Source organism: Oceanimonas doudoroffii (assembly GCF_002242685.1).
In the GTDB taxonomy this organism is placed as follows: Bacteria; Pseudomonadota; Gammaproteobacteria; order Enterobacterales; family Aeromonadaceae; genus Oceanimonas; species Oceanimonas doudoroffii.
Genome location: NZ_NBIM01000001.1, coordinates 1,959,498 through 1,981,935, shown reverse-complemented (window position 1 = coordinate 1,981,935; position 22,438 = coordinate 1,959,498). Strand labels below are relative to the sequence as shown.

Annotated in this window: 24 protein-coding genes; 12 read left to right on the top strand and 12 right to left on the bottom strand. The window is 62.6% G+C overall.

The window, feature by feature from the left end; translation table 11 throughout:
* Window positions 1–123 precede the first annotated feature (123 nt).
* The 4 genes from B6S08_RS09175 to B6S08_RS09160 are packed head-to-tail and all read left to right on the top strand — an operon-like array spanning window position 124 to window position 4,094.
* A complete protein-coding gene (locus B6S08_RS09175; RefSeq protein ID WP_094200407.1) occupies window positions 124–1,110 on the top strand; it encodes a Bug family tripartite tricarboxylate transporter substrate binding protein in 987 nt (328 codons plus the stop codon).
* 11 nt (window positions 1,111–1,121) lie between these two features.
* On the top strand, window positions 1,122–1,556 hold the full coding sequence (locus tag B6S08_RS09170; RefSeq protein ID WP_094200406.1) for a tripartite tricarboxylate transporter TctB family protein: 435 nt from the start codon (window positions 1,122–1,124) through the stop codon (window positions 1,554–1,556).
* Between the two features lie 4 nt (window positions 1,557–1,560).
* Window positions 1,561–3,075 carry a tripartite tricarboxylate transporter permease gene (locus B6S08_RS09165; protein WP_094200405.1) on the top strand — a complete coding sequence of 505 codons (1,515 nt, stop codon included), beginning with the start codon at window positions 1,561–1,563 and terminating at the stop codon, window positions 3,073–3,075.
* Window positions 3,072–4,094: an AbrB family transcriptional regulator gene (locus B6S08_RS09160; protein ID WP_094200404.1), complete on the top strand. Its 1,023-nt coding sequence runs from the start codon at window positions 3,072–3,074 to the stop codon at window positions 4,092–4,094. Before B6S08_RS09165 ends, B6S08_RS09160 begins: the two co-directional genes overlap by 4 nt.
* 5 nt (window positions 4,095–4,099) lie before the next feature.
* Here the strand turns inward: B6S08_RS09160 and bamJ are convergent, their stop codons facing one another.
* Both bamJ and tolC read right to left on the bottom strand, forming a co-directional pair.
* Entirely contained in the window at window positions 4,100–4,573 is a 474-nt protein-coding gene (gene bamJ / locus B6S08_RS09155; RefSeq protein ID WP_094200403.1) for a BamJ family beta-barrel-assembly machinery protein, read from the bottom strand.
* Window positions 4,574–4,665: 92 nt separating this feature from the next.
* Window positions 4,666–5,973 carry an outer membrane channel protein TolC gene (gene tolC / locus B6S08_RS09150; RefSeq protein WP_094200402.1) on the bottom strand — a complete coding sequence of 436 codons (1,308 nt, stop codon included), beginning with the start codon at window positions 5,971–5,973 and terminating at the stop codon, window positions 4,666–4,668.
* Window positions 5,974–6,000: 27 nt separating this feature from the next.
* Between tolC and B6S08_RS18410 the strand changes: the two genes are divergently transcribed.
* The 7 genes from B6S08_RS18410 (at window position 6,001) to parC (ending at window position 13,335) form a co-directional block, all read left to right on the top strand.
* On the top strand, window positions 6,001–6,165 hold the full coding sequence (locus B6S08_RS18410) for a hypothetical protein (RefSeq protein ID WP_165661224.1): 165 nt from the start codon (window positions 6,001–6,003) through the stop codon (window positions 6,163–6,165).
* Between the two features lie 34 nt (window positions 6,166–6,199).
* A complete protein-coding gene (gene nudF, locus B6S08_RS09145) occupies window positions 6,200–6,817 on the top strand; it encodes an ADP-ribose diphosphatase (protein ID WP_094200401.1) in 618 nt (205 codons plus the stop codon).
* Between the two features lie 29 nt (window positions 6,818–6,846).
* Window positions 6,847–7,287, top strand: a complete 441-nt coding sequence (locus B6S08_RS09140) for a DUF1249 domain-containing protein (RefSeq protein ID WP_094200400.1) — start codon at window positions 6,847–6,849, stop codon at window positions 7,285–7,287.
* A gap of 8 nt (window positions 7,288–7,295) precedes the next feature.
* Window positions 7,296–8,126: a 3',5'-cyclic-AMP phosphodiesterase gene (gene cpdA, locus B6S08_RS09135; protein ID WP_094200399.1), complete on the top strand. Its 831-nt coding sequence runs from the start codon at window positions 7,296–7,298 to the stop codon at window positions 8,124–8,126.
* A gap of 2 nt (window positions 8,127–8,128) precedes the next feature.
* Entirely contained in the window at window positions 8,129–8,698 is a 570-nt protein-coding gene (locus B6S08_RS09130) for a YqiA/YcfP family alpha/beta fold hydrolase (RefSeq protein ID WP_094200398.1), read from the top strand.
* A 474-nt stretch (window positions 8,699–9,172) separates the two neighbouring features.
* The gene (gene parE, locus B6S08_RS09125) at window positions 9,173–11,068 is read left to right on the top strand and encodes a DNA topoisomerase IV subunit B (RefSeq protein ID WP_094200397.1); all 1,896 of its coding nucleotides are present in this window, start codon (window positions 9,173–9,175) and stop codon (window positions 11,066–11,068) included.
* Between the two features lie 14 nt (window positions 11,069–11,082).
* On the top strand, window positions 11,083–13,335 hold the full coding sequence (gene parC, locus B6S08_RS09120) for a DNA topoisomerase IV subunit A (RefSeq protein ID WP_094200396.1): 2,253 nt from the start codon (window positions 11,083–11,085) through the stop codon (window positions 13,333–13,335).
* 46 nt (window positions 13,336–13,381) lie between these two features.
* Here the strand turns inward: parC and B6S08_RS09115 are convergent, their stop codons facing one another.
* The 10 genes from B6S08_RS09115 to B6S08_RS09070 all read right to left on the bottom strand — a co-directional run bounded on the left by B6S08_RS09115 (window position 13,382) and on the right by B6S08_RS09070 (window position 21,352).
* Entirely contained in the window at window positions 13,382–15,340 is a 1,959-nt protein-coding gene (locus tag B6S08_RS09115) for a methyl-accepting chemotaxis protein (RefSeq protein ID WP_094200395.1), read from the bottom strand.
* A gap of 114 nt (window positions 15,341–15,454) precedes the next feature.
* Complete coding sequence (gene mutT / locus B6S08_RS09110) at window positions 15,455–15,859, bottom strand: 8-oxo-dGTP diphosphatase MutT (RefSeq protein WP_094200394.1); 405 nt, start codon at window positions 15,857–15,859, stop codon at window positions 15,455–15,457.
* Window positions 15,849–16,040, bottom strand: a complete 192-nt coding sequence (gene yacG / locus B6S08_RS09105; protein WP_094200393.1) for a DNA gyrase inhibitor YacG — start codon at window positions 16,038–16,040, stop codon at window positions 15,849–15,851. Before yacG ends, mutT begins: the two co-directional genes overlap by 11 nt.
* A complete protein-coding gene (zapD, locus tag B6S08_RS09100) occupies window positions 16,037–16,771 on the bottom strand; it encodes a cell division protein ZapD (RefSeq protein ID WP_094200392.1) in 735 nt (244 codons plus the stop codon). Before zapD ends, yacG begins: the two co-directional genes overlap by 4 nt.
* Before the next feature lie 51 nt (window positions 16,772–16,822).
* Window positions 16,823–17,968: a radical SAM family heme chaperone HemW gene (gene hemW / locus B6S08_RS09095; RefSeq protein ID WP_094200391.1), complete on the bottom strand. Its 1,146-nt coding sequence runs from the start codon at window positions 17,966–17,968 to the stop codon at window positions 16,823–16,825.
* The gene (rdgB, locus tag B6S08_RS09090) at window positions 17,968–18,600 is read right to left on the bottom strand and encodes an RdgB/HAM1 family non-canonical purine NTP pyrophosphatase (protein WP_165661230.1); all 633 of its coding nucleotides are present in this window, start codon (window positions 18,598–18,600) and stop codon (window positions 17,968–17,970) included. The genes hemW and rdgB overlap by 1 nt, the downstream gene beginning before the upstream one ends.
* Window positions 18,601–18,760: 160 nt before the next feature.
* Complete coding sequence (locus tag B6S08_RS09085; protein ID WP_094200389.1) at window positions 18,761–19,174, bottom strand: DUF4426 domain-containing protein; 414 nt, start codon at window positions 19,172–19,174, stop codon at window positions 18,761–18,763.
* Window positions 19,175–19,263: 89 nt separating this feature from the next.
* Window positions 19,264–19,815 (bottom strand): YggT family protein, encoded by a 552-nt coding sequence (locus B6S08_RS09080; RefSeq protein ID WP_094200388.1) that lies wholly within the window; start codon window positions 19,813–19,815, stop codon window positions 19,264–19,266.
* A gap of 9 nt (window positions 19,816–19,824) precedes the next feature.
* Window positions 19,825–20,649 (bottom strand): pyrroline-5-carboxylate reductase, encoded by an 825-nt coding sequence (gene proC, locus B6S08_RS09075; protein ID WP_094200387.1) that lies wholly within the window; start codon window positions 20,647–20,649, stop codon window positions 19,825–19,827.
* 10 nt (window positions 20,650–20,659) lie between these two features.
* Window positions 20,660–21,352 (bottom strand): YggS family pyridoxal phosphate-dependent enzyme, encoded by a 693-nt coding sequence (locus B6S08_RS09070; RefSeq protein ID WP_094200386.1) that lies wholly within the window; start codon window positions 21,350–21,352, stop codon window positions 20,660–20,662.
* Window positions 21,353–21,383: 31 nt separating this feature from the next.
* On the opposite strand from B6S08_RS09070, the gene B6S08_RS09065 reads away from it, so the two are divergent.
* Window positions 21,384–22,418: a type IV pilus twitching motility protein PilT gene (locus B6S08_RS09065; RefSeq protein ID WP_094200385.1), complete on the top strand. Its 1,035-nt coding sequence runs from the start codon at window positions 21,384–21,386 to the stop codon at window positions 22,416–22,418.
* The last annotated feature ends 20 nt before the right edge of the window (window positions 22,419–22,438 follow it).

The following is a 22,438-nucleotide window of genomic DNA, read 5'->3' as shown; positions in this document are numbered from 1 at the left end:
ACAGCTTTGGGCAGTAGCATAGGTAAATGTAAAGCCCTTGTTAACAACCTTCGGTTTGGCGACAAGCGGCTGGCTTCACCTGGCCGAGAGTGTGCCATGGAACCCCAAACAAGGAGAACTGTTATGAAGCTGCATTCCCTGACCAAAGCCCTGTTGGGCGCCGGCCTGCTGATGATGACGGGTACCGCCAGTGCCGAATTTACCCCCGACAAGCCGGAGTGCATTGCGCCGGCCAAGCCGGGCGGTGGTTTTGACCTGACCTGCCGCATTCTGACCAACGGCCTGGACAAGTCCGGCCTGCTCAATGAGCCGATGCGAGTGACCTTTATGCCCGGTGGCGTGGGCGCCGTGGCCTACACCCACATGAACAGCAACCGCCGTGAAGACAACAACGCCGTGGTGGCGTTCAGCTCCGGCTCTTCCCTCAACCTGGCCCTGAGCAAGTTCGGCCGGGATCTGGACGTGGATGACGCCCGCTGGGTGGGCTCCATCGGCACCGACTATGGCGCCATTATCGTCAAGGCCGACGCGCCCTGGCAAAGCCTGGAGGAGCTGGCGGCGGATCTCAAGGCCAACCCGAACAAGCTGGTGTTTGGCGCCGGCGGCACCGTGGGCAGTCAGGACTGGATGAAGGCGGCCTTCCTGTATCGCAGCCTGGGGCTGGATCCGCGCGCCATGCGCTATGTGGCCTATGAGGGCGGCGGCGACGCCATGGCGGCGGTGCTGGGCAACCACATTCAGGTGTATCCGGGGGATGTGTCCGAGATCAAGGGCCAGCTGGACGCCGGCATAGTGCGGGTGCTGGCGGTGATGGCGCCGGAGCGGCTGGAGGGCGACTTTGCCGGCATTCCCACCGCCACCGAGCAGGGTTTCGACATGGAATGGCCCATCATGCGCGGCTTCTACATGGCACCCGATGCCTCCGACGAGGCCTACGGTTACTGGGTGCAGCAGTTCAACGAACTCTATCAGAACGATGCCTTTGCCCAGGTGCGCGACCATCAGGGGCTGTTCCCGCTGTCCATGTCCGGTGCCGAGTATGAAGCCTATGTGAAGGCGGAAATCGAGAAGTTTCAGAACCTGTCCCGAGAAATGGGACTGCTCAGATAAGGAGTGGCGTCATGGCGGATCGTTGTTTTTCGCTGGCGCTGATGGTGCTGGCGGTGGCCCTGGGGGGCGCCGCCTGGCAACTGGACGTGCCTTTTCAGTATGAGCCGGTAGGGCCCAAGGCCATACCGCTGATTTTGGCGGTGTTGCTGCTGGGCACCGCGCTGTGGCTGGCCATTCGGCCCGACCGGCTGAAAGAGGCCTATGGCCGCAGCCTGTTTGTTCGCCACGTGGTGGTGGTGCTGTGCCTGCTGGTCTATGCCTGGAGCTTTGAGTTGCTGGGGTTTGTGCTGTCCACCTGGCTGGTCGGCACCCTGTTTGCCCGCCTGTTCGGGCTGGACTGGGGCCGGGCCCTGGTTTACTCCGCGGCACTGGGCGGCGTGGGGCACCTGGTGATGAGCGGGTTGCTGGAGCTGAATGTGCCGGTGGGCACGGTGTTTGGAGGTTAATGTCATGGATGTGTTGTCTACCCTGGCCAGCGGCTTTGCCGTGGCCCTGACGCCCATGAACCTGGGGCTGGTGCTGGCCGGCTGCTTTTTCGGCACCCTGATGGGGGCGCTGCCGGGCATCGGGCCCATCAACGGCATCGCCATTCTGCTGCCCCTGGCCTATTCCATGGGCCTGGAGCCGGCGTCGGCCATTATTCTGCTGGCGGGGGTCTATTACGGCGCCGAGTACGGCGGTCGTATTTCCAGTATTCTGCTGAACGTGCCCGGGGATGCCGGCGCCATCATGACCACCCTGGACGGTCATCCCATGGCCAAGCGGGGCGAGGGTGGCCGGGCGCTGGCGCTGTCGGCGGTGTCGTCCTTTGCCGGCTCCATGGGGGCATTGATCCTGCTGGTGATCTTTACCCCGCTGCTGACCCGGCTGGCGGTCACCTTTGGCCCGGCGGAGTTCGTGGCGCTGATGGTATTTGCGCTGTGCTGCCTGGCGTCCATGGTGGGCTCGCGTCCGGTAAAAACCGTGATCGGCGCCCTTATCGGCCTGGCCATGGCCACCGTGGGAGTGGACTCCGGCACCGGCGTGCTGCGCTTTACCTTTGGCCTGACCAGCCTGTTTGACGGCATCGACTTTCTGGTGGTGGTGATCGGCATGTTCGCCATCAGCGAAATTCTGCTGCTGGTGGAGCATCACTACGGTGGCGGTGGCCGGCTGGAAAAGGTCAGCAAGTCCTTCGTCAAGGCGGCGGATCTGGTGCAGGTACGCTGGACCGTGCTGCGCTCGACCCTGGTGGGCTTTGTGATCGGCGTGCTGCCCGGTACCGGTGCTTCCGTGGCCAGCGCCGTGGCCTACGGCACCGAAAAGCGCATGGCCGGCGAGAACAACGAGTTTGGTAACGGCGATGTGCGCGGCCTGGCGGCGCCCGAAGCGGCCAACAACTCGGCGGCGGTGGGCTCCATGGTGCCCATGCTGACCCTGGGGATCCCCGGATCCGGCACCACCGCCATTCTGTTGGGCGCCCTGCTGCTGTTTGATGTGACCCCGGGTCCGTTGCTGTTCAGCCAGAAGCCGGACATTGCCTGGGGCCTGATCGCCTCCATGTTCGTGGGTAACATTGCGCTGCTGGTGATGAACCTGCCCCTGGTCGGTATCTTCGTGCGCATGCTGAGCGTGCGTCAGGCCTACCTGGTGCCGGTGATCGTGATGCTGACCTTTGTGGGCATCTACTCCATTCACGGCGCCAGCTTTGATCTGTTCTTTATGATACTGCTGGGTGTGTTTGGTTTCCTGCTGCGCAAGCTGGGCTTCTCCCTGGCGCCGGTGATCCTTGGCCTGGTGCTGGGTGAGGTGCTGGAAGACAACCTGCGCCGGGCGTTGTCCATCAGTGCCGGTGACTGGGGCATACTGTTTAACAACGGCGTGACCCTGACCCTGTGGACCCTGAGTGCCATGGTGCTGGTGCTGCCGCTGGTGATGAAGCGTCGCCGCGCACTGCGCCAGAAGCAGGCGGCTGCCGAAGCATGATGAGCTGGCTGCGTACCGGTGCGCTGGGCGCGGCAGGAGGCGGGCTGGCCCACTGGGCCGGCTTTCCTTCCGACTGGCTGCTGGGCTCCATGCTGGCGGTCACGGTGGCCGTGTTGCTCGGCGTCAGGGTCGCGCTGCCCCGCCGGCTGATGCCGCCAATACAGGCCTGTCTGGGCGTGGCCGTGGGGCTGCGGCTGGACTTGCACCTGCCCGGCCCCGCCTCGCTGTTGGTCAGCGTGGCGGGGCTTTTGCTGTGTCTGGCCACCCAGATGCCCCTCGGCCAATACCTGCTGCACCGGCTCGGCTGGTCCCGGCAGGAGGCGGCCATGGGCGCGTCCCCGGGGGCGTTGTCGGTGATGGCGGCCCTGGCCACGCAGCTGGACAATCCCATTCGCGTCATCCTGTCACAAACGGTGCGGGTCATTGCCCTGGTGGCCACGGTCAGCACCGCCATGGTGCTGGAATGGGTGCCGCTGGCGGCCACGCCCGCCAGCCAGACCCTGTCGGCCGTTGCCAGCCTGGCGCTGGTGATACTGGCCTGGGGAAGTGGCGAACTGCTGGCCCGGTTCAGAGTGCCCGCCAGCCATATCCTCTCCGGCGTGTTCGTTGCCGGTGCCTGCGCCGCCTGGCTGGGTGAGCCGGCGCTGCCGGTGGACGGACTGATCCCGGTGAGCATGGTGTTGTTGGGGGCCCTGGTGGGCAGCCGGCTTCGGCCGCTGCCGGCGCGGGAAATGGCCACCCTGTTGGCAGCGGGGCTGCTGGTGAGCCTGTCGAGCTCGCTGGTGTCGCTGCTGTGGGCGGGGCTGGTCGGCTGGTGGCTGGGGCTGCCGGTGTTTCAGGTGTGGCTGGCTTATGCCCCGGGGGCGGTGGAAGCCATGATCTACCTGGCCCTGGTCACCGGGCTGGAGCCGTCATGGGTGATCTTTCATCATGTGCTGCGCATTGTGTTTCTGGGCATGATGGCCGGCTGGCTGATGCGCCGGGCCGGCGTTGATGCTCCCAACACGAAAACGGGCTAGGGTGATCAGTTGATCTTGAACAGCTCGACCTCAAAGATCAGCACGGATCCCGGCGGAATGGTGCCCACGGCGCGGTTGCCGTAAGCCAGCCTGGCGGGAATGAAGAAGCGGGTCTTTTCGCCCTCCACCATCAGTTGCAGGCCCTCGGTCCAGCCCTTGATCACCTGGTTGAGGCCAAACTGTATGGTCTCGCCCCGCTCCACCGAGCTGTCGAACACGCTGCCGTCGAGCAGGGTGCCATGGTAGTGCACGGTGACCTTGTCGCTGGCCTTGGGGTGTACCGTGCCGGTACCTGCTTTCAGTACCTGATACTGCAGGCCGGACTCGGTGGTTTGCACCCCTTCCTTTTGCTGGTTGTCGGCCAGAAAGGCGTCGCCGGCCCGAATGTTCTCGGCCGCCGCCTGCTTGTTGCCCTGAGAGCGATAGATAAACAGCACCACCAGTGCCACCAGGGCGAGGCCCAGAATAATTTTAAACACGCGAATTCCTTAGTTTGTCCCGGTAACGACCAGGGAAGGCAGATGCCTTCCCCGGGTCTTACGTTTTTACATCTTACGCTTTACATCCAACGTTACCGCTGCAGGCCGTTATTGATGTCGATCAGATCCTGCTCGGTCAGGTTGCCGGCGGCCTGTTTGAGCTGCAGCTGGCTGACGATGTAGTTGTAGCGGGCCGATGACAGCTGCTGGCGGGCATCGTACAGCTGCTGAGTGGCGTTGAGCACGTCGACGATGGTGCGGGTGCCCACCTCGTAGCCGGCCTCGGTGGCACTGAGGGCGCTCTCCGCGGAAATGACCAGCTGCTCAAAGGCACGGATGGAGCCAAGGGCTGCGGTCACGTCGTTATAGGAGGAATAGACGCTGCTCTGCACCGAGCGAAAGCTTTTTTCCAGCACTTCACTGGCCGCCACATAGTTGTACTGGGCCTGGCTCACTTGCGAGCTGGTGGCGCCACCGGAATAGAGCGGCAGGTTAAAGCTGACGCCCAGGGTGCCTTCGCTCAGGGTATTGTCGCGAGCGTTATTGCTGTCGGTGGAAGTGCCACTGAAATCGGTACGACGGCTGTTGAGGCCGGCATTCAGATCCAGGGTGGGGTGGTGGCCGGCCCGGGCCAGATCGATCTGCTCGTTGGCAATGTCCTTGGCGATGCGCTGGCCGTGCAGCTCCAGGTTCTGCTCCAGGGCGATCTCCAGCCAGCCATCGGCACGAATGACCGGTGCCTGCGGGCTGAAGCTGTCGGTATTGAGCGGCGCCAGCTGGTCGTAGTGCATGCCGGTGAGTTCGCGCAGGGCTTCCTTGCTGTTGTCGAGGGCGTTGCGGGCCAGAATTTCGTCCGCCAGTGCCTGGTCGAACTGGGCCTGGGCCTCGTGCACATCGGTCATGGCGCTCAGGCCCACCTCAAAGCGCTGTTTGGTCTGCTCCAGCTGGCGGCTGACCGCCTCCTTGTTGGCCTGCACAAAGCTCAGGGCATCTTCGGCGTTGAGCACGTTGAAATAGGCCTGGGTGGCGCGCACGATTAATGCCTGCTGTTCCTGCTTGTAACTGACTTCGCTCTGGGCGGCCTGTTTTTCGGTGATGTCGAGGCTGACCCAGCTCGATCTGCGATACAGCGCCTGGCTCAGGTTGACGCCGGCATTGGTGACCGTGGAATCGGTCTGATTGCTCTGGGTGTAGTTGGCGCCGGCGCTCAGATCCACCTGGGGCAGCAGGGGCGCGCGGGACTCGTTGATTTTCTCAAAGGCGGCGTCGCGACGCGCCTTGGCTTCGCGTACCTGAGGGTCGTTTTGCGTGGCCTGTTGGTAGATTTCCAGCAGGTTTTCGGCCTGCGCCTGGCCCGCCGTGCACAGCAGTACCAGGGTCGACAACAGTGTTTTTTTCATGCGTTGGCCTTGTTAACGGATGGAGCCATGATCACCCTGCTCATGCAGGCAGTCGGTTTTCGTCTGTTCAGTATAACGGTAACATGGGCGGGCCATGCCGGCAGCGGCACGGCAAATGCGTTGGCATGGGTGGCCCTAAAGCCCATGACGAACAAGAATGAACGTTCATTCATTGGCGGCGTTTCAGTCTAAATTTTGCCGCCGGAATGTCAAGCGGGGAGCGCACATGAGCAAGCACAATGATGCCCGTTTTGGGCGCCAGGACATGCAGATTGTGGCCGAGGAAACCGGCTATAAAGGATTTTTTCGCTTGCTGAGAGTGCGCCTGCGGCACCGGCTGTTTGGTGGCGGCTGGGGCCCGGAGCTGACGCGGGAGCTGTTTGACCGAGGCCATGCGGCGGCGGTGCTGCCCTATGATCCGGTGCGTGATGAGGTGGTGCTGGTGGAGCAGTTCAGAGTGGGAGCCATTCATCATCAGGACAGCCCTTGGCTGCTGGAGATTGTGGCGGGCATCGTCGAGGCCGGCGAATCGGAAGAAGCCGTGGTGCGCCGGGAAGCGGAAGAAGAAGCCGGACTGACACTTGGGCGGCTGACCCGGGCGCTGGGGTATTTCTCCAGCCCGGGGGGCTGCAGCGAGCGCATTACCGTGTTTGTGGGCGAGGTGGATGCCGCCCAGGCCGCCACCCACGCCGGCCTGGCCGACGAAGGGGAAGACATTCGCGTGCACCGGCTGCCAAGGGAGCAGGCGATGCAATGGCTGGAGGATGGTAGAATAGATAACGCCGCCAGCGTGATTGCCCTGCAGTGGCTGGCATTGAAGCGTGAGTCCGGGCTCTGGAAATAGCCTGGCCCACACAAGACGAGGAGACGAACTTGGTTTTCACTACCGCCCGCAAGCATGTGCCGGATCTGAGAGGATTGCAGCGCACCTGCGACACCAACTATATGGCCCTGATGCGCCTGCTGCCCAACGAGGCGCAGGTGGGGGAGAGCCTGTCGGTGGGCATCAGCGAGCGGGTGCTGTTTGTGTTGCGGGTGCTGGAAACGGCCCCCTACACCTGGCATGTGTCCATTGAGCAGTGCACCCCGGGATTGCCGGTATTCATGCGCATGAAGGTGCGGGTGCGGCTCTACCACGACGTCAGAATGGCCGAAGTGTGTGCCAGTCAGCAGATTTCCACCCTGCAGCCAAGTTATGATTATCCCAATAAAAACATGCACCACCGCAACGAAAAGGAACAGGTAAACTTCTTTCTCGCCGAATGGCTGAGATGTTGCCTGCAACACGGATTCAGTACCATCAAACAGCTTTGAGCGAGGCAATGACCCTTTCCACGGTTCCCCTTGATACCCATTCCCGGAATGGTGTGGCCGAACTTTCCCAGATTACCGATACCCACCTGTTTGCCGACCGGGAGGGAGAATTGCTGGGCGTGGCCACCTGGCACAGTTGCCGGGCGGTGGTGAATGCCATGAAGGAAGAGCTGGCCGGCTGCGATGCCATTCTGGCCACCGGTGATCTGTCCCAGGATCAAAGTGCCGAGTCATATCGTCACTTCGTGGCCATGATGAGTGAGCTGACCCCGCCGGTGTTCTGGTTGCCCGGCAATCACGACGAGGCGCCGGTGATGCAGGCGGAGCTGGATGCCGCCGGCGTCAGCCAGGCCAACCATTTGCTGGGAGAGCACTGGCAGGTGTTGTTGCTCGACTCCCAGGCTCAGGGAGAAACCTGTGGCCGGCTGAGCGAGGCCCAGCTGACGCTGCTGGATACGGCCCTGGAGCACTATCCGCAGCATCACCTGCTGCTGGCGGTGCATCATCAGGCGGTGCCGGTGGGCTGCGCCTGGCTGGATCAGCACAACCTGCGCAACGCCGAGCAACTGCAGGTCAGACTGGCCCGTCACCAGGCCAACAGCGTGGTACTGTGTGGCCATGTACACCAGGGCTTTGATCAGGTATTTGACGGCATTCGCTACCTGGCCAGCCCCTCTACCTGCATTCAGTTCAAGCCGCTGTCTGACGATTTTGCCCTGGACTATATGGCCCCGGGCTGGCGCCAGCTGTCGCTTTATCCTGACGGCCGGCTCAGCACCCGAGTATGGCGACTGCCACCCAATGCCTTTGTGCCCGACTTCAGCGCCAGGGGGTATTGACCATGGCGACCCTGCTTTATCTGCACGGCTTCAACTCGTCGCCCAATTCCATCAAGGCCCGGCTGATGCGGGAGCACCTGCAGCAGCACAGGCCCGATATCGAGCTGATCTGCCCGCAGCTGGCGGCCACCCCGGCGGCGGCCTGGGAACAGATTGCGTCCATTTGTGACCAACAGAGTGTTCCTTTCGGTGTGGTGGGCTCGTCCCTGGGCGGCTTCTGGGCCACCCGAGTGGCGGAGCAGTATGGCGTGCGCGCCGTGGTGGTGAACCCGGCGGTGAACCCCCATGTATTACTGGCCGATTGGCTGGGCGAGCAGGTGAATCCCTACACCCACGAGCGCTACACATTGACCGAGCGGCATATGGCCGAGCTGGCCGAGCTCAGGGTAAATGCCCCCACCTGCCTGGACCGCATCTGGCTGCTGCAACAGCAGGGGGACGAGGTGCTCGACTACCGGGAAGCCCTCGATTACTACCACTTCGCCAGAACCTGCATTCAGAAAGGCGGTGACCACGCCTTTATCGGCTTTGAGCACTACTGCGCCCAGATCATCCGCTTTCTGCAGCTGTAAGCCTTGAAAGCCGGAAACCAGTCTCTTGTTCCCACGCTCCGCGTGGGAATGCATATCGTCTGTCTGGCCCGCTGCAAAGCGAAGCAGCAGCGCGGTTACACTTCACGACACGCTTCGAGCCCATCCGTGGGACGCTCGTCAAATGTCATCCATGACATTTGACGGTCGGCTTCGGTAATCCCCACTGCTGCTTCGGGCAACACCGGCGTTGCCGTAAGCTGACAGCCAACGCCGAGTGTCCTTAGGAGGGCAAAGGGTGTCTGCTTTGCCGTGCCCTTTGCGCCATGGATGGCGCAACGGAGCCCCCATGGATGGGTTTACGGCGTGCCGGCGAAGCTGTGCCCTTTGGCCGACGGCAGTGCACTGGCCTGCAAACGATATTATTTCCGGCTTCCGGCGGTTTTGCTTCCTTCTTCCCGCAATGGGCTTCGAGTAGTAAGATCCGGCAATAACCCCAGATTACCGAAGGTCAACATGACATCGAGTCAATATACTGCCGACGCCATTGAGGTGCTCAATGGCCTGGAGCCGGTGCGACGTCGCCCCGGCATGTATACGGACACCGCCCGCCCCAACCACCTTGGCCAGGAAGTCATCGACAACAGCGTGGACGAAGCCCTGGCCGGCCATGCCCGCAAGGTGGAGGTGATCCTGCACGAGGATCAGTCCCTTGAGGTGGTCGACGACGGCCGCGGCATGCCGGTGGACATTCATCCGGAAGAGGGCATTTCCGGGGTGGAGCTGATCTTCAGCAAACTGCATGCCGGCGGCAAGTTTTCCAACAAGAACTACCAGTTCTCCGGCGGCCTGCACGGGGTAGGCATTTCCGTGGTCAATGCCCTCAGTTCGCGGGTGGAGGTCACCGTGCGCCGGGGCGGCCAGGTGTTTGAAATGGCCTTTGAACATGGCAACAAGGTGAGTGAACTCGCGGTCACCGGCACCTGCGGCCAGCGCAATACCGGCACCCGAGTGCGGTTCTGGCCCGATGGCAGCTACTTCGACTCGCCCCGTTTCTCCGCCTCCCGGCTCAAGCATTTGCTGCGGGCCAAGGCGGTGCTGTGCCCGGGGCTCACCATTCGCTTTGACGACAAGGCCAATAACGAAACCCTGGAGTGGTGCTATGAGGACGGCCTTAAGGACTACCTGGTGGAAGCGGTCAAGGACTCCCCCTGCCTGCCGGAAGCACCCTTTACCGGCAGCTTCTCCGCCGAACACTCGGCGGCGGACTGGGCCCTGTGCTGGCTGCCGGAGGGCGGCGAGACCCTGGGGGAAAGTTACGTCAACCTGATCCCCACGGCCCAAGGCGGCACCCACGTTAATGGCCTGCGCCAGGGCCTGCTGGATGCCATGCGCGAGTTCTGCGAATTCCGCAACCTGCTGCCCCGGGGCGTCAAGCTGACCCCGGACGATATCTGGGAGCGCTGTGCCTACATTCTGTCGGTGAAAATTCAGGATCCCCAGTTTGCCGGCCAGACCAAGGAACGGCTGTCGTCCCGCCAGTGCGCGGCCTTCGTCTCCGGCGTGGTGAAGGACGCCTTCAGCCTGTGGCTGAACCAGCATATCGAACTGGCCGAGCAACTGGCCGAGCTGTGCATCAGCAGCGCCCAGCGCCGGCTGCGTCAGGCCAAGAAGGTGGTGCGCAAGAAGGTCACGCAAGGGCCGGCGCTGCCCGGCAAGCTCACCGATTGCGCCTGCTCCGATCCGCTGCAGGGCGAGCTGTTTCTGGTGGAAGGGGACTCCGCCGGCGGCAGTGCCAAGCAGGCTCGGGATCGGGAATTTCAGGCCATCATGCCGCTGCGTGGCAAGATCCTGAATACCTGGGAAGTGGAATCCGGCCAGGTGCTGGCCTCTCAGGAAGTGCATGATATTTCTGTAGCCATTGGCCTGGATCCGGACTCGGACGATCTGTCCGGCCTGCGCTACGGCAAAATCTGTATTCTCGCCGACGCCGATTCCGACGGCCTGCACATCGCCACCCTGCTGTGCGCCCTGTTCGTGCGCCATTTTCGCCATCTGGTGGCGGCGGGACACGTGTTTGTGGCCATGCCGCCGCTGTACCGCATCGATGTGGGCAAGGAAGTGTTCTACGCCCTGGATGAAGACGAGCGCGACGGCGTGCTGGAGCGCATTCGCGCCGAGAAGAAAAAGGGCAAGGTGCAGGTCACCCGCTTTAAAGGCCTGGGCGAGATGAACCCCAAGCAACTGCGGGAAACCACCCTGGATCCCAACACCCGCCGGCTGGTGCAGCTGACCGTGGACGACAGCGAGGCCACCGAAAAGCTGATGGACATGCTGCTGGCCAAAAAGCGCGCCGGCGATCGCCGGGAATGGCTGGAAACCAAGGGCAATATGGTCGACCCCCTGGCCTGAGGATATAAAACAATATGAATCAAGATTTTACCATGGAAGGGGTGGAGCGCCTGCCGCTGCACACCTTTACCGAGCAGGCCTACCTGAATTACTCCATGTACGTGATCATGGACCGGGCCCTGCCGCACATTGGCGACGGCCTCAAGCCGGTTCAGCGCCGCATCATCTACGCCATGAGCGAGCTGGGGCTGTCGGCCCTGTCCAAGCACAAGAAATCTGCCCGTACCGTGGGCGACGTGCTGGGTAAATACCATCCTCACGGCGATTCCGCCTGTTACGAGGCCATGGTGTTGATGGCCCAACCCTTTTCCTACCGCTATCCGCTGGTGGACGGCCAGGGCAACTGGGGGGCGCCGGACGATCCCAAATCCTTCGCCGCCATGCGCTATACCGAGGCGCGGCTGTCGCGCTTCTCCGAGCTGCTGCTGTCCGAACTGGGTCAGGGCACGGTGGAGTGGATTCCGAACTTCGACGGCACCATGAAGGAGCCGCGCATGCTGCCGGCCCGGCTGCCGCACATACTGCTGAACGGCGTTACCGGCATTGCCGTGGGCATGGCCACCGACATTCCGCCCCATAACGCCCGGGAGCTGGCCAATGCCTGTGTGCATCTGCTGGACCACCCCAAGGCCACGGTCAGCGAGTTGATGGCCCATGTGGCCGGGCCCGATTACCCGACCCAGGCCGAGATCATTACCCCCAGGGCCGATATTCAAAAGATCTATGAAACCGGCAAGGGCAGCATCAAGATGCGCGCCGTCTACCATCAGGAACAGGGGGATATCGTCATTACCGCGCTGCCCCATCAGGCCAGCGGCGCCAAGATCCTGGAGCAGATCGCCGGTCAGATGCAGGCCAAGAAGCTGCCCATGGTGGCGGACCTGCGGGACGAGTCGGATCACGAGAACCCGACCCGGCTGGTGATCATTCCCCGTTCCAACCGAGTGGACGTGGAGCAGCTGATGCAGCACCTGTTCGCCAGCACGGATCTGGAGAAGAACTACCGGGTCAACCTCAACATGCTGGGGCTGGACAACCGGCCCCAGGTAAAGAGCCTGGAGCGTATTCTCGGCGAATGGCTGCAATTTCGCCGGGAGACCGTGCGCAGTCGGCTGCAATACCGGCTCGACAAGGTGGAAGCCCGGTTACATATTCTCGCCGGTTTGCTGATCGCCTTTCTCAATATCGATGACGTGATTGAGATCATTCGCACCGAGGATGAGCCCAAGCCGGTGCTGATGGCCCGCTTTGGCCTCACCGACACTCAGGCCGAAGCCATTCTCGAGCTGAAACTGCGCCACCTGGCAAAACTGGAAGAAATGAAGATTCGCGGCGAGCAGGACGAGCTGGCCGCCGAGCGGGACAAGCTGGCCCAGATTCTGGGTTCCGAGCGCCGCCTCAGCACCCTGCTCAAGAAAGAGATCCTGGCCGACGCCGAGAAATACGGCGACGATCGCCGCTCGCCCCTGGTGGAGCGGGAAGAGGCCAGGGCCCTGAGTGAAAAAGAGCTGATCCCCAGTGAGCCGGTCACTATCGTGCTGTCGGAAAAAGGCTGGGTCCGCTCCGCCAAGGGCCATGAGGTGGACGGCGCCGGGCTCAGCTACAAAGCCGGCGACGGCTTTCTCGATGCCGCCCCCGGGCGCAGCAACCAGATGGCGGTGTTTCTGTCCAGCACCGGCCGGGCCTATGGCCTGGACGCCCACAGCCTGCCCTCGGCCCGGGGCCAGGGTGAGCCGCTGACCGGCCGTTGCAGCCTGAGCCCGGGGGAGCAGGCCCGCTTTGTGCTCACCGGCGAGGAAGATCGGCTCTACCTGCTGGCGTCCGACGCCGGTTACGGCTTTGTTTGCCGCTACGGTGACATGGTCAGCCGCAACAAGAACGGTAAGGCGCTGCTGACGGTGCCCGCCGGCGGCGAGGTGCTGAAACCCGTGCCGGTGGCACAGGTGGACAGCGAGCTGTGCCTGGTGGTGACCAACGAGGGCCGCATGCTGCTGTTCCCGCTGAAGGACTTGCCCATGCTGGCCAAGGGCAAGGGTAACAAGCTCATTGGCATTACCGGTGCCAAGGTGCAGGCGCGGGAAGACTTTATCAAGCAGCTGGCGGTGGTGCCGGCAGACGCCAGCGTCACCCTGCACGCCGGCAAGCGCAAGCTGACCCTGAAGCCCGCCGATCTGGCCCACTACCAGGGCGAGCGCGGTCGCCGCGGCGCCCTGCTGCCCCGCGGCCTGCAACGGGTGGACAGCCTTGAGATTGAACAATCCGAGTAAGTGCGAAAGGCCGGGGATGCCCGGCCTTTCCGTTTCTCCGGTTGCGTCAGCTGCGGAACTGGGCCATCAGCTGCCCAAGCTCGCCGGCGAGCCGGGCCTGGCGACCGGCATGTTCGGCCACCCGGGTCGACACCTCGTTAACCTCACCGGCGGCGCCGTGAATAGCGCCGATATTGGCGTTGAAGCTCTCCGCCACCAGGTGCTGTTGTTCGGCAGCGCTGGCGATCTGGGTCGTCATGTCGGTGATCTCGTCGACCGATATCTTGATCGCTTCAAATGCTTCCCGTGCCTGGCTCGAGCGCAGTACCGCCAGCTCCGACTGTTGCTGGCTGGCGGTCATGTTGTCTACCGCCTGGCGGGTTTGCTGGTTGAGATCGGCCAGCAGGCTGTCGATCTCGGCGGTAGATACCTGGGTGCGTTGGGCTAGGGTGCGTACTTCGTCGGCCACCACCGCAAAGCCCCGGCCTTGCTCGCCGGCCCGGGCCGCTTCAATGGCGGCGTTGAGCGCCAGCAAGTTGGTCTGCTCGGCGATGCCGCGGATCACTTCCAGAATTGAATTGATACGAGCGCTTTCTGCTTCTAGCTGGCAAATATGCCGTGCCGATTGGCCCAGTTGCTCGCTCAACGCTCGTACGCTTTCTTCCGTGTCCAGCATCACGGCCTTGCCCTGATCACTGGCGAGCTGGCCCCGGGCCGCCGCCTCGGCCGAGCGGGTGCAGCTTTGGGCCACCTCGTTGGCGGAGGCCGTCATCTCGGTCAGGGCGGTGACCATGCGCTCCACTTCCGCCAGTTGATGTCCGCTGGCGGTGCCTACCGCCGTGGCGTTCTCACGGCCGAGGGCAGACACGGTGTCGACCTGATGGGCGGTGTCCTTGATACGGATCACCAGCTGCTGGATAGATTCCAGGAACTGATTGAACCATCGCGCCAGCTCGCCGGTTTCATCCCGGCTGAGTACCTCAAGGCGACGGGTCAGATCCCCTTCACCCTGGGCGATGTCCTTCAGCCCCCGGCTGACCTGCAAAATGGGGTTCACCACCAGGCCTGACAGCCACCAGGCCAGCAGCAATACCAATGCCACCAGCAGGGCGCTGGTGGCCAGCGTGGTCCACAGCATTTGCCGGGCCGGCGCCAGCATTTCCTGCTCCGGCATCAGGGCGATGAATTTCCAGCCCAGGCGGGCTGAGGGATAGACCAGGGCCCGGTAGGTTTCGCCCTCGAGTTCCAGGGTGAGCATGCCGTCGTCGGCGTCGGCCAGGCGGCGGTAGGCCGGATTTTCCAGCTCGGCCAGGGGGTTGAAGTTGTGTTCCGGACGGGCGGCATCCACTAGCACGGTGCCGCCGTCCTCCACCAGCATCAGGTAGCCGCGCTCGCCCAGGCGCGCCTGCCGGGCCATCTCGGTCAGCGCCTTCAGCGAGATGTCTATGGCCATGACGCCGTATTCCTCACCGGCCTGGTTGCGAAAACTGCGGGCCATGCCGACCATGGTGTTGTCGTCCGCCGCCCAGTAGTAGGCCGGCGTGCGGATCACCTCGCCGGGCCGCTGTCTGGCCAGTTGATACCAGTGACGCTTGCGGGGATCGTAACCGGCGGTAACCTCGCCCAGGGGCCACTGTACATAGCCGCCCTCCCTGGTGCCCATGTAGACATAGGCCAGGCCCGGATGGGTGTTGGCAAAACGCTCGAATTCCCGGTAGATGTCGGCTTCGAGGTTGCCATTCTTGTCCGGTGTCATACGCTGGGCCGGTCCCAGATGGTAGTGGCTCAGGCTGGTGTCGGCCCGGGCCAGCATGGGGGAGGAGGCGAGGTAGTCAACGTTCTGGCCGATTTGATCGAAATAGTCGGCGAAGGCCTGCTCCAGGGTGCGGATTTCGGCTAGGCTCAACTCCTGCAGACGCTGCTCGGCCTGATCCCAAGTCTGGTGCAGGGTAAGGTAGGACAGTAGACCCGTCGGAAGCAAGCTAGCCAGCAGTAGGGTCAGCAACAGTTTGTGTCGTATGCGCATGAACGGTTCTGGGTGGATTACGAAACCGATAGCGTCACGTCTTCAGCGCCGGCAGGCTTAGCCGGCACCGTCGTCACTTATTCTGGTTGCGACGGGCCGAGCCTGCCGCTGTGATCAGCGTTCTAGCAGCTTGTCTAGGATGGGGCGGTTGGCGGCGGGAAAGTCGTAGTGGTGCAGCTCTGGCACCGGCACCCAACGGCTGGGCTGGCCCTCGCGGCCGTGGGGCTCGCCGGTAAAGGCGGTGACTCGGCGAATATCGAGGGTCACCCGCTTGTCGCCGTAGTCGTGCTCAAGGCGCATCAAGGGTTCGCAGACGCTCACCTGAATGCCAATTTCCTCTTCCAGCTCCCGGGCCAGGGCCTGGGCCACGGTTTCACCGCTTTCCACCTTGCCACCGGGAAACTCCCACTTAAAGGCCTGGTGCTGGCTCTCGCCGCGGCGGCAGACAAAAATCTCGCCGGCGGCGTTTTGCACCACGCCCACCGCCACCAGTATCGATTTTTTACCCTCAGAACTCATTTTCGCCATCCTGTTCGGGCAGCCAGGCGGGCTCGCCGGGAATGCGTTTTTCCTCATCGGCCCATTCGCCCAGATCGATCAGCTGGCAGCGCTTACTGCAGAAGGGGCGAAAGGGACTTTGTTTACCCCACTCCACGGCGGTGCCGCAGGTGGGGCAGGGGACAGTCGTGATCGTGCTCATTTGATGTTTGCCAGTTCAAAGTCGATGTTGCCGATGTCAGTGTTGCCCACCGGCATGAAGCGAATGGTAAAACGGTATTTGTTGCCGCTGACCACAGGGTATACCGGCAGCTCGGCGGGCAGGCGCAGCCGAATCATGTCGGTATGCTCGGCACTGTCCTGGAAAAAGCCGGCATTGGCCCGCTGGGGCTGAAACTGACTGCTCTCCCGCCACAGGGTTAACAGCAGGCTGAGGCCCTGTTTGAGCAGGGCGAGCTGATCCACCCAGCCATCCAGATCCTGCTGCTGGCGTTCCACCGGCTGGTGCAGCCAGTGATGCAGCTGGGGCACGTCAAAGGGGCAGAGGCCGCCGGGAATGGCAAAGCGGCTGCGCACCGCCGAGAGCAGCCGGTCTTCCCGCAGGGTCTGGCCCAGACGGGCGCTGCGGGGCAGTTGCTGGCTGAGGGACTCCAGCTTGTGGGAAAACTGGGCCAGGGCGGCGGCGTCTACCCCGGGCACCTGGGCCCAGGCTTCCAGCCGGCCTTTTTGCAGCTCCAGATCCTTGGCCAGATCGGCGCGCAGATCGCAGCGCTCCAGCAACTCCAGGGTATCGAGCAGGGCTTTGAACAGGGCGGTGGCCTGGCCGGGCGCATTCAGCCCCCGGCACTGTTCAATCTGTTGCAGCAGCTCGTTCAGCCGCAGGTAGTTGCGGCACTTTTCATTGAGCGGAAATTCGTAAACCAGTGATGACATAACGCGCTTGGCCTGTGGTTCAGGGCAATAATAGCCGCAAGTGTACCCGCTTCACTCCTCAAGAAACAAATCCAGCAACCGGTTGAGAAAGCGCCGCCCCAGCGGCGTAACCCGCCAGTGTGTGCCACTGTCTTCCAGCAGCTCCAGCCGCAACGCCTCGGCCAGCGGGGCTTGCAGCCGCTCTCGGGGCTGGCCGGTGAGGACGGTGAACTCGTCCTTGGGAATGGGCTCGAACAAGCGCAGCCGGTTCATGAAGTATTCCAGCGACAGATCCTGCGCCGCTATGTGCCAGTGCTGATCCAGGTAGGGTCGCGACGGCTCCAGATAGCCCCTGGGGTGCTTGACCTTGACGGTGCGCAGAATGCGTCCCTGTAGCGGCAGGGTAATTTTGCCGTGGGCGCCGCAGCCGATGCCCAGGTAGTCGCCAAAGCGCCAGTAGTTGAGGTTGTGCTTCGCCTCGAAACCGGGTCTGGCGTAGGCGGAAACTTCATATTGCCGATAGCCATGGGCCAGCAGCAGCTCGTGGCCGCGCTCATAGATCTCCGCCAGGGTGTCGTCTTCCGGCAGCGCCGGCGGGCGCGAGGCAAAGGGGGTGTTGGGCTCTATGGTGAGCTGATACCAGGACAGGTGCGGCGGCGCCAGCGCCAGCGCCTGTTCCAGATCAAACAGGGCGTCTTCCAGGCGCTGCTCCGGCAGGCCGTGCATCAGATCGATGTTAAAGCTGTTGAGGCCCACCCCGGCGGCTTCCCGCGCGGCAAAGCGGGCCTGCTCGGGATCGTGAATGCGGCCCAGGCGCTTGAGCTTTTCGCCCTGAAAGCTTTGCACGCCAATGGAGATGCGGTTGACGCCGGCCTCGCGAAAGCCGCCAAAGCGCCCTGCTTCCACCGTGCCCGGGTTGGCTTCCAGGGTGATTTCGATGTCGTTTTCAAAGGGCAGGTGCTCCCGCACGCCGGCCAGCAGCCGGCCGATGGCCTCGGGGCTCAGCAGGCTGGGGGTGCCGCCGCCGATAAAGATGCTGTGCAGCTTGCGTCCCTGGGCGAAATGCAGATCGGCATCCAGATCCTGCAGCAAGGCATCTATATATTCCTGCTCGGGAATGTCGTGCTTTAAGGCATGGGAGTTAAAGTCGCAATAGGGGCACTTTTGCACGCACCAGGGAATGTGCACATACAGACTGAGCGGCGGCAGTGTCAGCATCAGATAGCTTCTTGCAGCAGTTGCTGCAGTTGATGCAGGGCGCTGGCGCGGTGGCTGTGGCGATTTTTTTCGGCCGGGGTCAGCTCGGCGGACGTCTTGCCCGCTTCCGGCACGAGAAACACCGGATCATAGCCAAAACCGTTCTCGCCTTCGGGCGATGTGGTGATTTCACCCTGCCAGCGGCCGGTACAGATAAGCGGCGTGGGATCGTCGGCGTGGCGCATAAATACCAGTACACACCAGAAGGTGGCCTGGCGCTTGTCGGCCGGGACCTCCCGCATTTGCTCCAGCAGCAGCTCGAGGTTTTGCCGATCGGTGGCATGCTCACCGGCAAAGCGAGCGGAATAGACGCCGGGGCGGCCGCCGAGGGCGTCCACCGCCAGGCCGGAGTCGTCGGCAATGGCTGGCAGGCCGGTCACTTGCGCGGCGTGGCGGGCCTTGATAATGGCGTTTTCCACAAAGGTGGTGCCGGTTTCATCGGCATCGGTCACGCCCAGCTCGGTCTGGGGCACCACGGTCATGCCCAGTCCACCCAGCAGGCTCTGCAGTTCGGCTACTTTTTTGGCGTTGCCGGAGGCCAGTACGATTTGTTGAGTCACCTTTCGCTCCTGTGGAATACCGCAAGCGGGCATGATACCACCGTGACCGTAAGATGTGAGGGGGGAAGGAGAGTGGGGTGAGGAGTGAGGGGATAGGGGTGAGGAGATAGGGGGTGAGGTGTGAGGTGGGGAGGTGCCAGCCGTGACCTGCTCCTCACCCCTTACGCTTCACCCCTCACCGGCCCGCAAGAGCTCAATCGGTATAGAAGGTATGGCGAAAGCTCAGTTCGCCGCCCTGTCGGGCGCCCTGAATATCGATGGTGAACAGCACATTGTCTTCATTGCGGTAGGGATACTGGGCAATGTAGTAAAGGGCCTCCCCTTCGCGAATGGTCTGAAACTCCAGCCGGCGTACGTTGCCGAGCAGGTTCTTGCCCTGGCCGCTCAGGGAAACCTGTACCGGCTTGCCGTCGGCGTCGAGCACGGCAATGTTGAGCAGGCCGTTGTAGCGGCTGCGCTCTATGTTGTTGCCCTGGGCCACTTCAGGGGAAAGAAAGGTGGAGGGGAAGGCGCTGTAATGCACCGTCCAGTCGCCGATGCGGGTTTCCTCGGCCGAGGCCGGCAGGGCAAACAGCAGGGCCAGCGCGGTGAGCATTGCTTTGAACATAACGATTCCTTATTTCCAGTGGCGGTCACCAAAAGTTTAGGTCAGGAGCGCCGCCGCTCTCCAGCCACGCTCCGTGATTGCCCGAAAGGTTACAGCTGCCACCACAGCGGGCCAAACAGATCCCCCATCAGCCAGTTCAGCGCCTGCAGCGCGATAAAGGCCACCAGAATACTCAAATCAAGCCCGCCCATGGGTGGGATCACACGGCGTAGCGGCGCCAGCAGGGGCTCGGTGAGCTGGTACATGACATATTCAATCTGGCTGCGGCCCTGGCTCACCCAGCTCAGCAGGGCGCGAATGATCAGAATCCAGAACAGCATAACCCCGGCCTTTTTCAGCACGGTGATCAGCCCCACCAGCACCACGGTACTCCAGTCGGCGTACAGCAGGTTCATGGCCTTGAACAGGGCCAGTTTGATGGTGGCCACTATCAGCGCCAGCAACACCGCCGCCATATCGATGCCGAAAAAGCCCGGGATCAGCCGGCGCAGGGGCTTGAGTACCGGGTTGGTGGCCTTGACCACGAACTGGCTGAAGGGGTTGTAGAAGTCGGCCCTGGCCAATTGCAGCCAGATACGCAACAGCACCACCATGAGGTAGAGATCGAAAACCGTGTTAATCAGGTAATAAGCGGTGTTCATCATGGGTCCTTAAAGCTGGCTCTCGAGTTCCCGGGCACGGGCCACGGCGGCGGCCATGGCGTCTGCCACCAGACGGTCGAGGCCGTTGTCGTTAAAGCTGCGAATGGCTTCGGCGGTGGTGCCGCCCTTGGAAGTGACCTGCTCACGCAACTGGCCCAGAGACAACTGCGGGTTGGCGGCCACCATGTTGGCGGCGCCGAGGGCGGTTTGCTGCACCAGTAGACGGGCCTCATCGGCGGAGAAGCCGTTGCGCTCGGCCTCTTTGGCCATGGCTTCCATAAACAGGAAAAAATAGGCAGGGGCGCTGCCGGCAGCGGCGATCACCTGATTGATGCCGTCTTCCTCGGCCACCCACAGTGCCTGGCCCACCGCTTCCATCATGTGCTGGCAGTAGTCCCGGTCGGCCTGAGCCACATGGGGGCGAGCGTAAAGCCCGGTCATGCCCAGCCCCAGCAGTGAAGGGGTATTGGGCATGGTGCGCACCAGGTTGCTGTGGCCACCGGCCATTTGCTCCAGCCGGGCCACGCTGATGCCGGCGGCGATGGAGATCAGCAGCTTGCCATCAAAGCGGGCGCCGGCGGCGAGCTGCTCGCCGAGCATGGCGGCCATCATCTGGGGTTTGACCGCTAGTACCACCGCCTCGGCCTGCTCAATGGCCTCGAGGTTGTTCTGGGTGGTGCAAATGCCAAAGTCGGCGGCCAGGGCATCCAGCTTGGGTCGGGACGGATTGGCGGCGATAATGTGGTCGGCCGGGTAGCCGGACTGGATCAGCCCGGAGATCAGGCTGCGGGACATGTTACCCGCGCCGATAAAGGCGAGTTTTCTGTGTTCCATCAATGATCACTCAAGGGTTGCGGGAGCCGAAGATGGCAGTGCCCACCCGTACCAGGGTGGAGCCACAGGCCACTGCCAGTTCCAAATCGTTGCTCATCCCCATTGACAGGGTGTCCAGCTGGGGGTGTTTTTTCTGCATTCTATCAAAGAGTTGTTTCAACTCTAGTAATTGTGCCCGCAGGGTGTCGGAATTGTCGGTTGCCTCCGGAATTGCCATCAGGCCACGCAGGCACAGCCGGGGCAGGGCGGCCACCTGTTCGGCCAGGGCTTCGGCCTCGGTGGGACTCAGTCCCGATTTGCTGGCCTCGCCGCTGACGTTGATCTGCAGGCAGACATTGAGCGGGCGCATATGGGGCGGGCGTTGATCATTGAGGCGCTGTGCAATTTTGAGTCGGTCCACGGTCTGCACCCAGTCAAAATGTTCGGCCACCGGCCGGCTCTTGTTGGATTGCAGCGGGCCGATAAGATGCCACTCGATGTCGGGGCAGGTCTTTTTCAGGGCGGTGATCTTGTCCACCGCTTCCTGCACATAGTTTTCGCCAAAGCGGCGTTGGCCGGCGGCCCAGGCCGCGGCCACGTCGGTGGCGGGTTTGGTCTTGCTGACCGCCAGTAAATCGGTTTCGTGTGGCTCGCGGCCGGCATGGCGGGCGGCATCGGCTATTCTGTCGTAAACGTCTTGCAGATGCTGTGTGATAGTATTCATTCGATAACCAAAAAAACGACAGGGGCTGAATATGGATATTACGGAATTACTGGCGTTCAGTGTAAAGCATAACGCCTCGGATCTGCACCTCTCCGCCGGGGTGCAGCCGCTGATCCGGGTGGACGGCGACGTACGCAAGATCAACCTGCCGGTACAGGATCACCGGGAAGTGCATCGCCTGGTATATGACATCATGAACGATCGCCAGCGCAAGGAACTGGAAGAGCACCTGGAAGTGGACTTCTCCTTTGAGCTGCCGGGGCTGGCCCGTTTTCGTGTGAACGCCTATCACCAGGCCCGGGGCGTGGCGGCAGTGTTCCGAGTGATTCCGAGCGAAATCTGGACCCTGGAGCACCTCAATGCGCCGGACATCTTTCGCACCATTTCCGAATATCCCCGCGGCCTGGTGCTGGTCACCGGCCCTACCGGCTCGGGCAAGTCCACCACCCTGGCGGCCATGGTCAATCATGTCAACGAGAACTTTAACAAGCATATTCTCACCATTGAAGACCCGATTGAATTTGTGCATGCCAACAAGAAGTGCCTGGTCAACCAGCGGGAAGTGCACCGGGATACCCTGTCGTTCAGCAATGCCCTGCGCTCGGCGCTGCGGGAAGACCCCGACATTATTCTGGTGGGGGAATTGCGGGATCTGGAAACCATTCGGCTGGCACTGACCGCCGCCGAAACCGGCCACCTGGTGTTTGGTACCCTGCATACCTCTTCGGCGGCCAAGACCATAGACCGTATCATCGACGTCTTTCCCGGGGCGGAAAAGGACATGGTGCGCTCCATGTTGTCGGAATCGCTCAAGGCGGTGATCTCCCAGACCCTGCTGAAAAAGATCAACGGCGGCCGGGCGGCGGCCCACGAGATCATGCTGGGCACCCCGGCCATTCGCAACCTGATTCGGGAAGACAAGGTGGCGCAGATGTATTCGGTGATCCAGACCAGCATGGCCCACGGCATGCAAACCATGGATCAGTCCCTCAAGCGGCTGGTGACCAGCGGCGAGGTCTCCCCCGCCGATGCCCGCATCAAGGCGGTGGATCCCCAGGGGATCTGAGCCCGGCCTTCATTTCCTGT

What these genes read in the sequence shown, in the direction of transcription:
- B6S08_RS09175 (WP_094200407.1), top strand. Translation starts at nt 124, where the DNA reads ATGAAGCTGCATTCCCTGACCAAAGCCCTGTTGGGCGCCGGCCTGCTG.
- B6S08_RS09170 (WP_094200406.1), top strand. Translation starts at nt 1,122, where the DNA reads ATGGCGGATCGTTGTTTTTCGCTGGCGCTGATGGTGCTGGCGGTGGCC.
- B6S08_RS09165 (WP_094200405.1), top strand. Translation starts at nt 1,561, where the DNA reads ATGGATGTGTTGTCTACCCTGGCCAGCGGCTTTGCCGTGGCCCTGACG.
- B6S08_RS09160 (WP_094200404.1), top strand. Translation starts at nt 3,072, where the DNA reads ATGATGAGCTGGCTGCGTACCGGTGCGCTGGGCGCGGCAGGAGGCGGG.
- tolC (WP_094200402.1), bottom strand. Translation starts at nt 5,973, where the DNA reads ATGAAAAAAACACTGTTGTCGACCCTGGTACTGCTGTGCACGGCGGGC.
- B6S08_RS18410 (WP_165661224.1), top strand. Translation starts at nt 6,001, where the DNA reads ATGATCACCCTGCTCATGCAGGCAGTCGGTTTTCGTCTGTTCAGTATA.
- nudF (WP_094200401.1), top strand. Translation starts at nt 6,200, where the DNA reads ATGAGCAAGCACAATGATGCCCGTTTTGGGCGCCAGGACATGCAGATT.
- cpdA (WP_094200399.1), top strand. Translation starts at nt 7,296, where the DNA reads ATGACCCTTTCCACGGTTCCCCTTGATACCCATTCCCGGAATGGTGTG.
- B6S08_RS09130 (WP_094200398.1), top strand. Translation starts at nt 8,129, where the DNA reads ATGGCGACCCTGCTTTATCTGCACGGCTTCAACTCGTCGCCCAATTCC.
- parE (WP_094200397.1), top strand. Translation starts at nt 9,173, where the DNA reads ATGACATCGAGTCAATATACTGCCGACGCCATTGAGGTGCTCAATGGC.
- parC (WP_094200396.1), top strand. Translation starts at nt 11,083, where the DNA reads ATGAATCAAGATTTTACCATGGAAGGGGTGGAGCGCCTGCCGCTGCAC.
- B6S08_RS09115 (WP_094200395.1), bottom strand. Translation starts at nt 15,340, where the DNA reads ATGCGCATACGACACAAACTGTTGCTGACCCTACTGCTGGCTAGCTTG.
- mutT (WP_094200394.1), bottom strand. Translation starts at nt 15,859, where the DNA reads ATGAGTTCTGAGGGTAAAAAATCGATACTGGTGGCGGTGGGCGTGGTG.
- yacG (WP_094200393.1), bottom strand. Translation starts at nt 16,040, where the DNA reads ATGAGCACGATCACGACTGTCCCCTGCCCCACCTGCGGCACCGCCGTG.
- zapD (WP_094200392.1), bottom strand. Translation starts at nt 16,771, where the DNA reads ATGTCATCACTGGTTTACGAATTTCCGCTCAATGAAAAGTGCCGCAAC.
- hemW (WP_094200391.1), bottom strand. Translation starts at nt 17,968, where the DNA reads ATGCTGACACTGCCGCCGCTCAGTCTGTATGTGCACATTCCCTGGTGC.
- rdgB (WP_165661230.1), bottom strand. Translation starts at nt 18,600, where the DNA reads ATGCCCGCTTGCGGTATTCCACAGGAGCGAAAGGTGACTCAACAAATC.
- B6S08_RS09085 (WP_094200389.1), bottom strand. Translation starts at nt 19,174, where the DNA reads ATGTTCAAAGCAATGCTCACCGCGCTGGCCCTGCTGTTTGCCCTGCCG.
- B6S08_RS09080 (WP_094200388.1), bottom strand. Translation starts at nt 19,815, where the DNA reads ATGAACACCGCTTATTACCTGATTAACACGGTTTTCGATCTCTACCTC.
- proC (WP_094200387.1), bottom strand. Translation starts at nt 20,649, where the DNA reads ATGGAACACAGAAAACTCGCCTTTATCGGCGCGGGTAACATGTCCCGC.
- B6S08_RS09070 (WP_094200386.1), bottom strand. Translation starts at nt 21,352, where the DNA reads ATGAATACTATCACACAGCATCTGCAAGACGTTTACGACAGAATAGCC.
- B6S08_RS09065 (WP_094200385.1), top strand. Translation starts at nt 21,384, where the DNA reads ATGGATATTACGGAATTACTGGCGTTCAGTGTAAAGCATAACGCCTCG.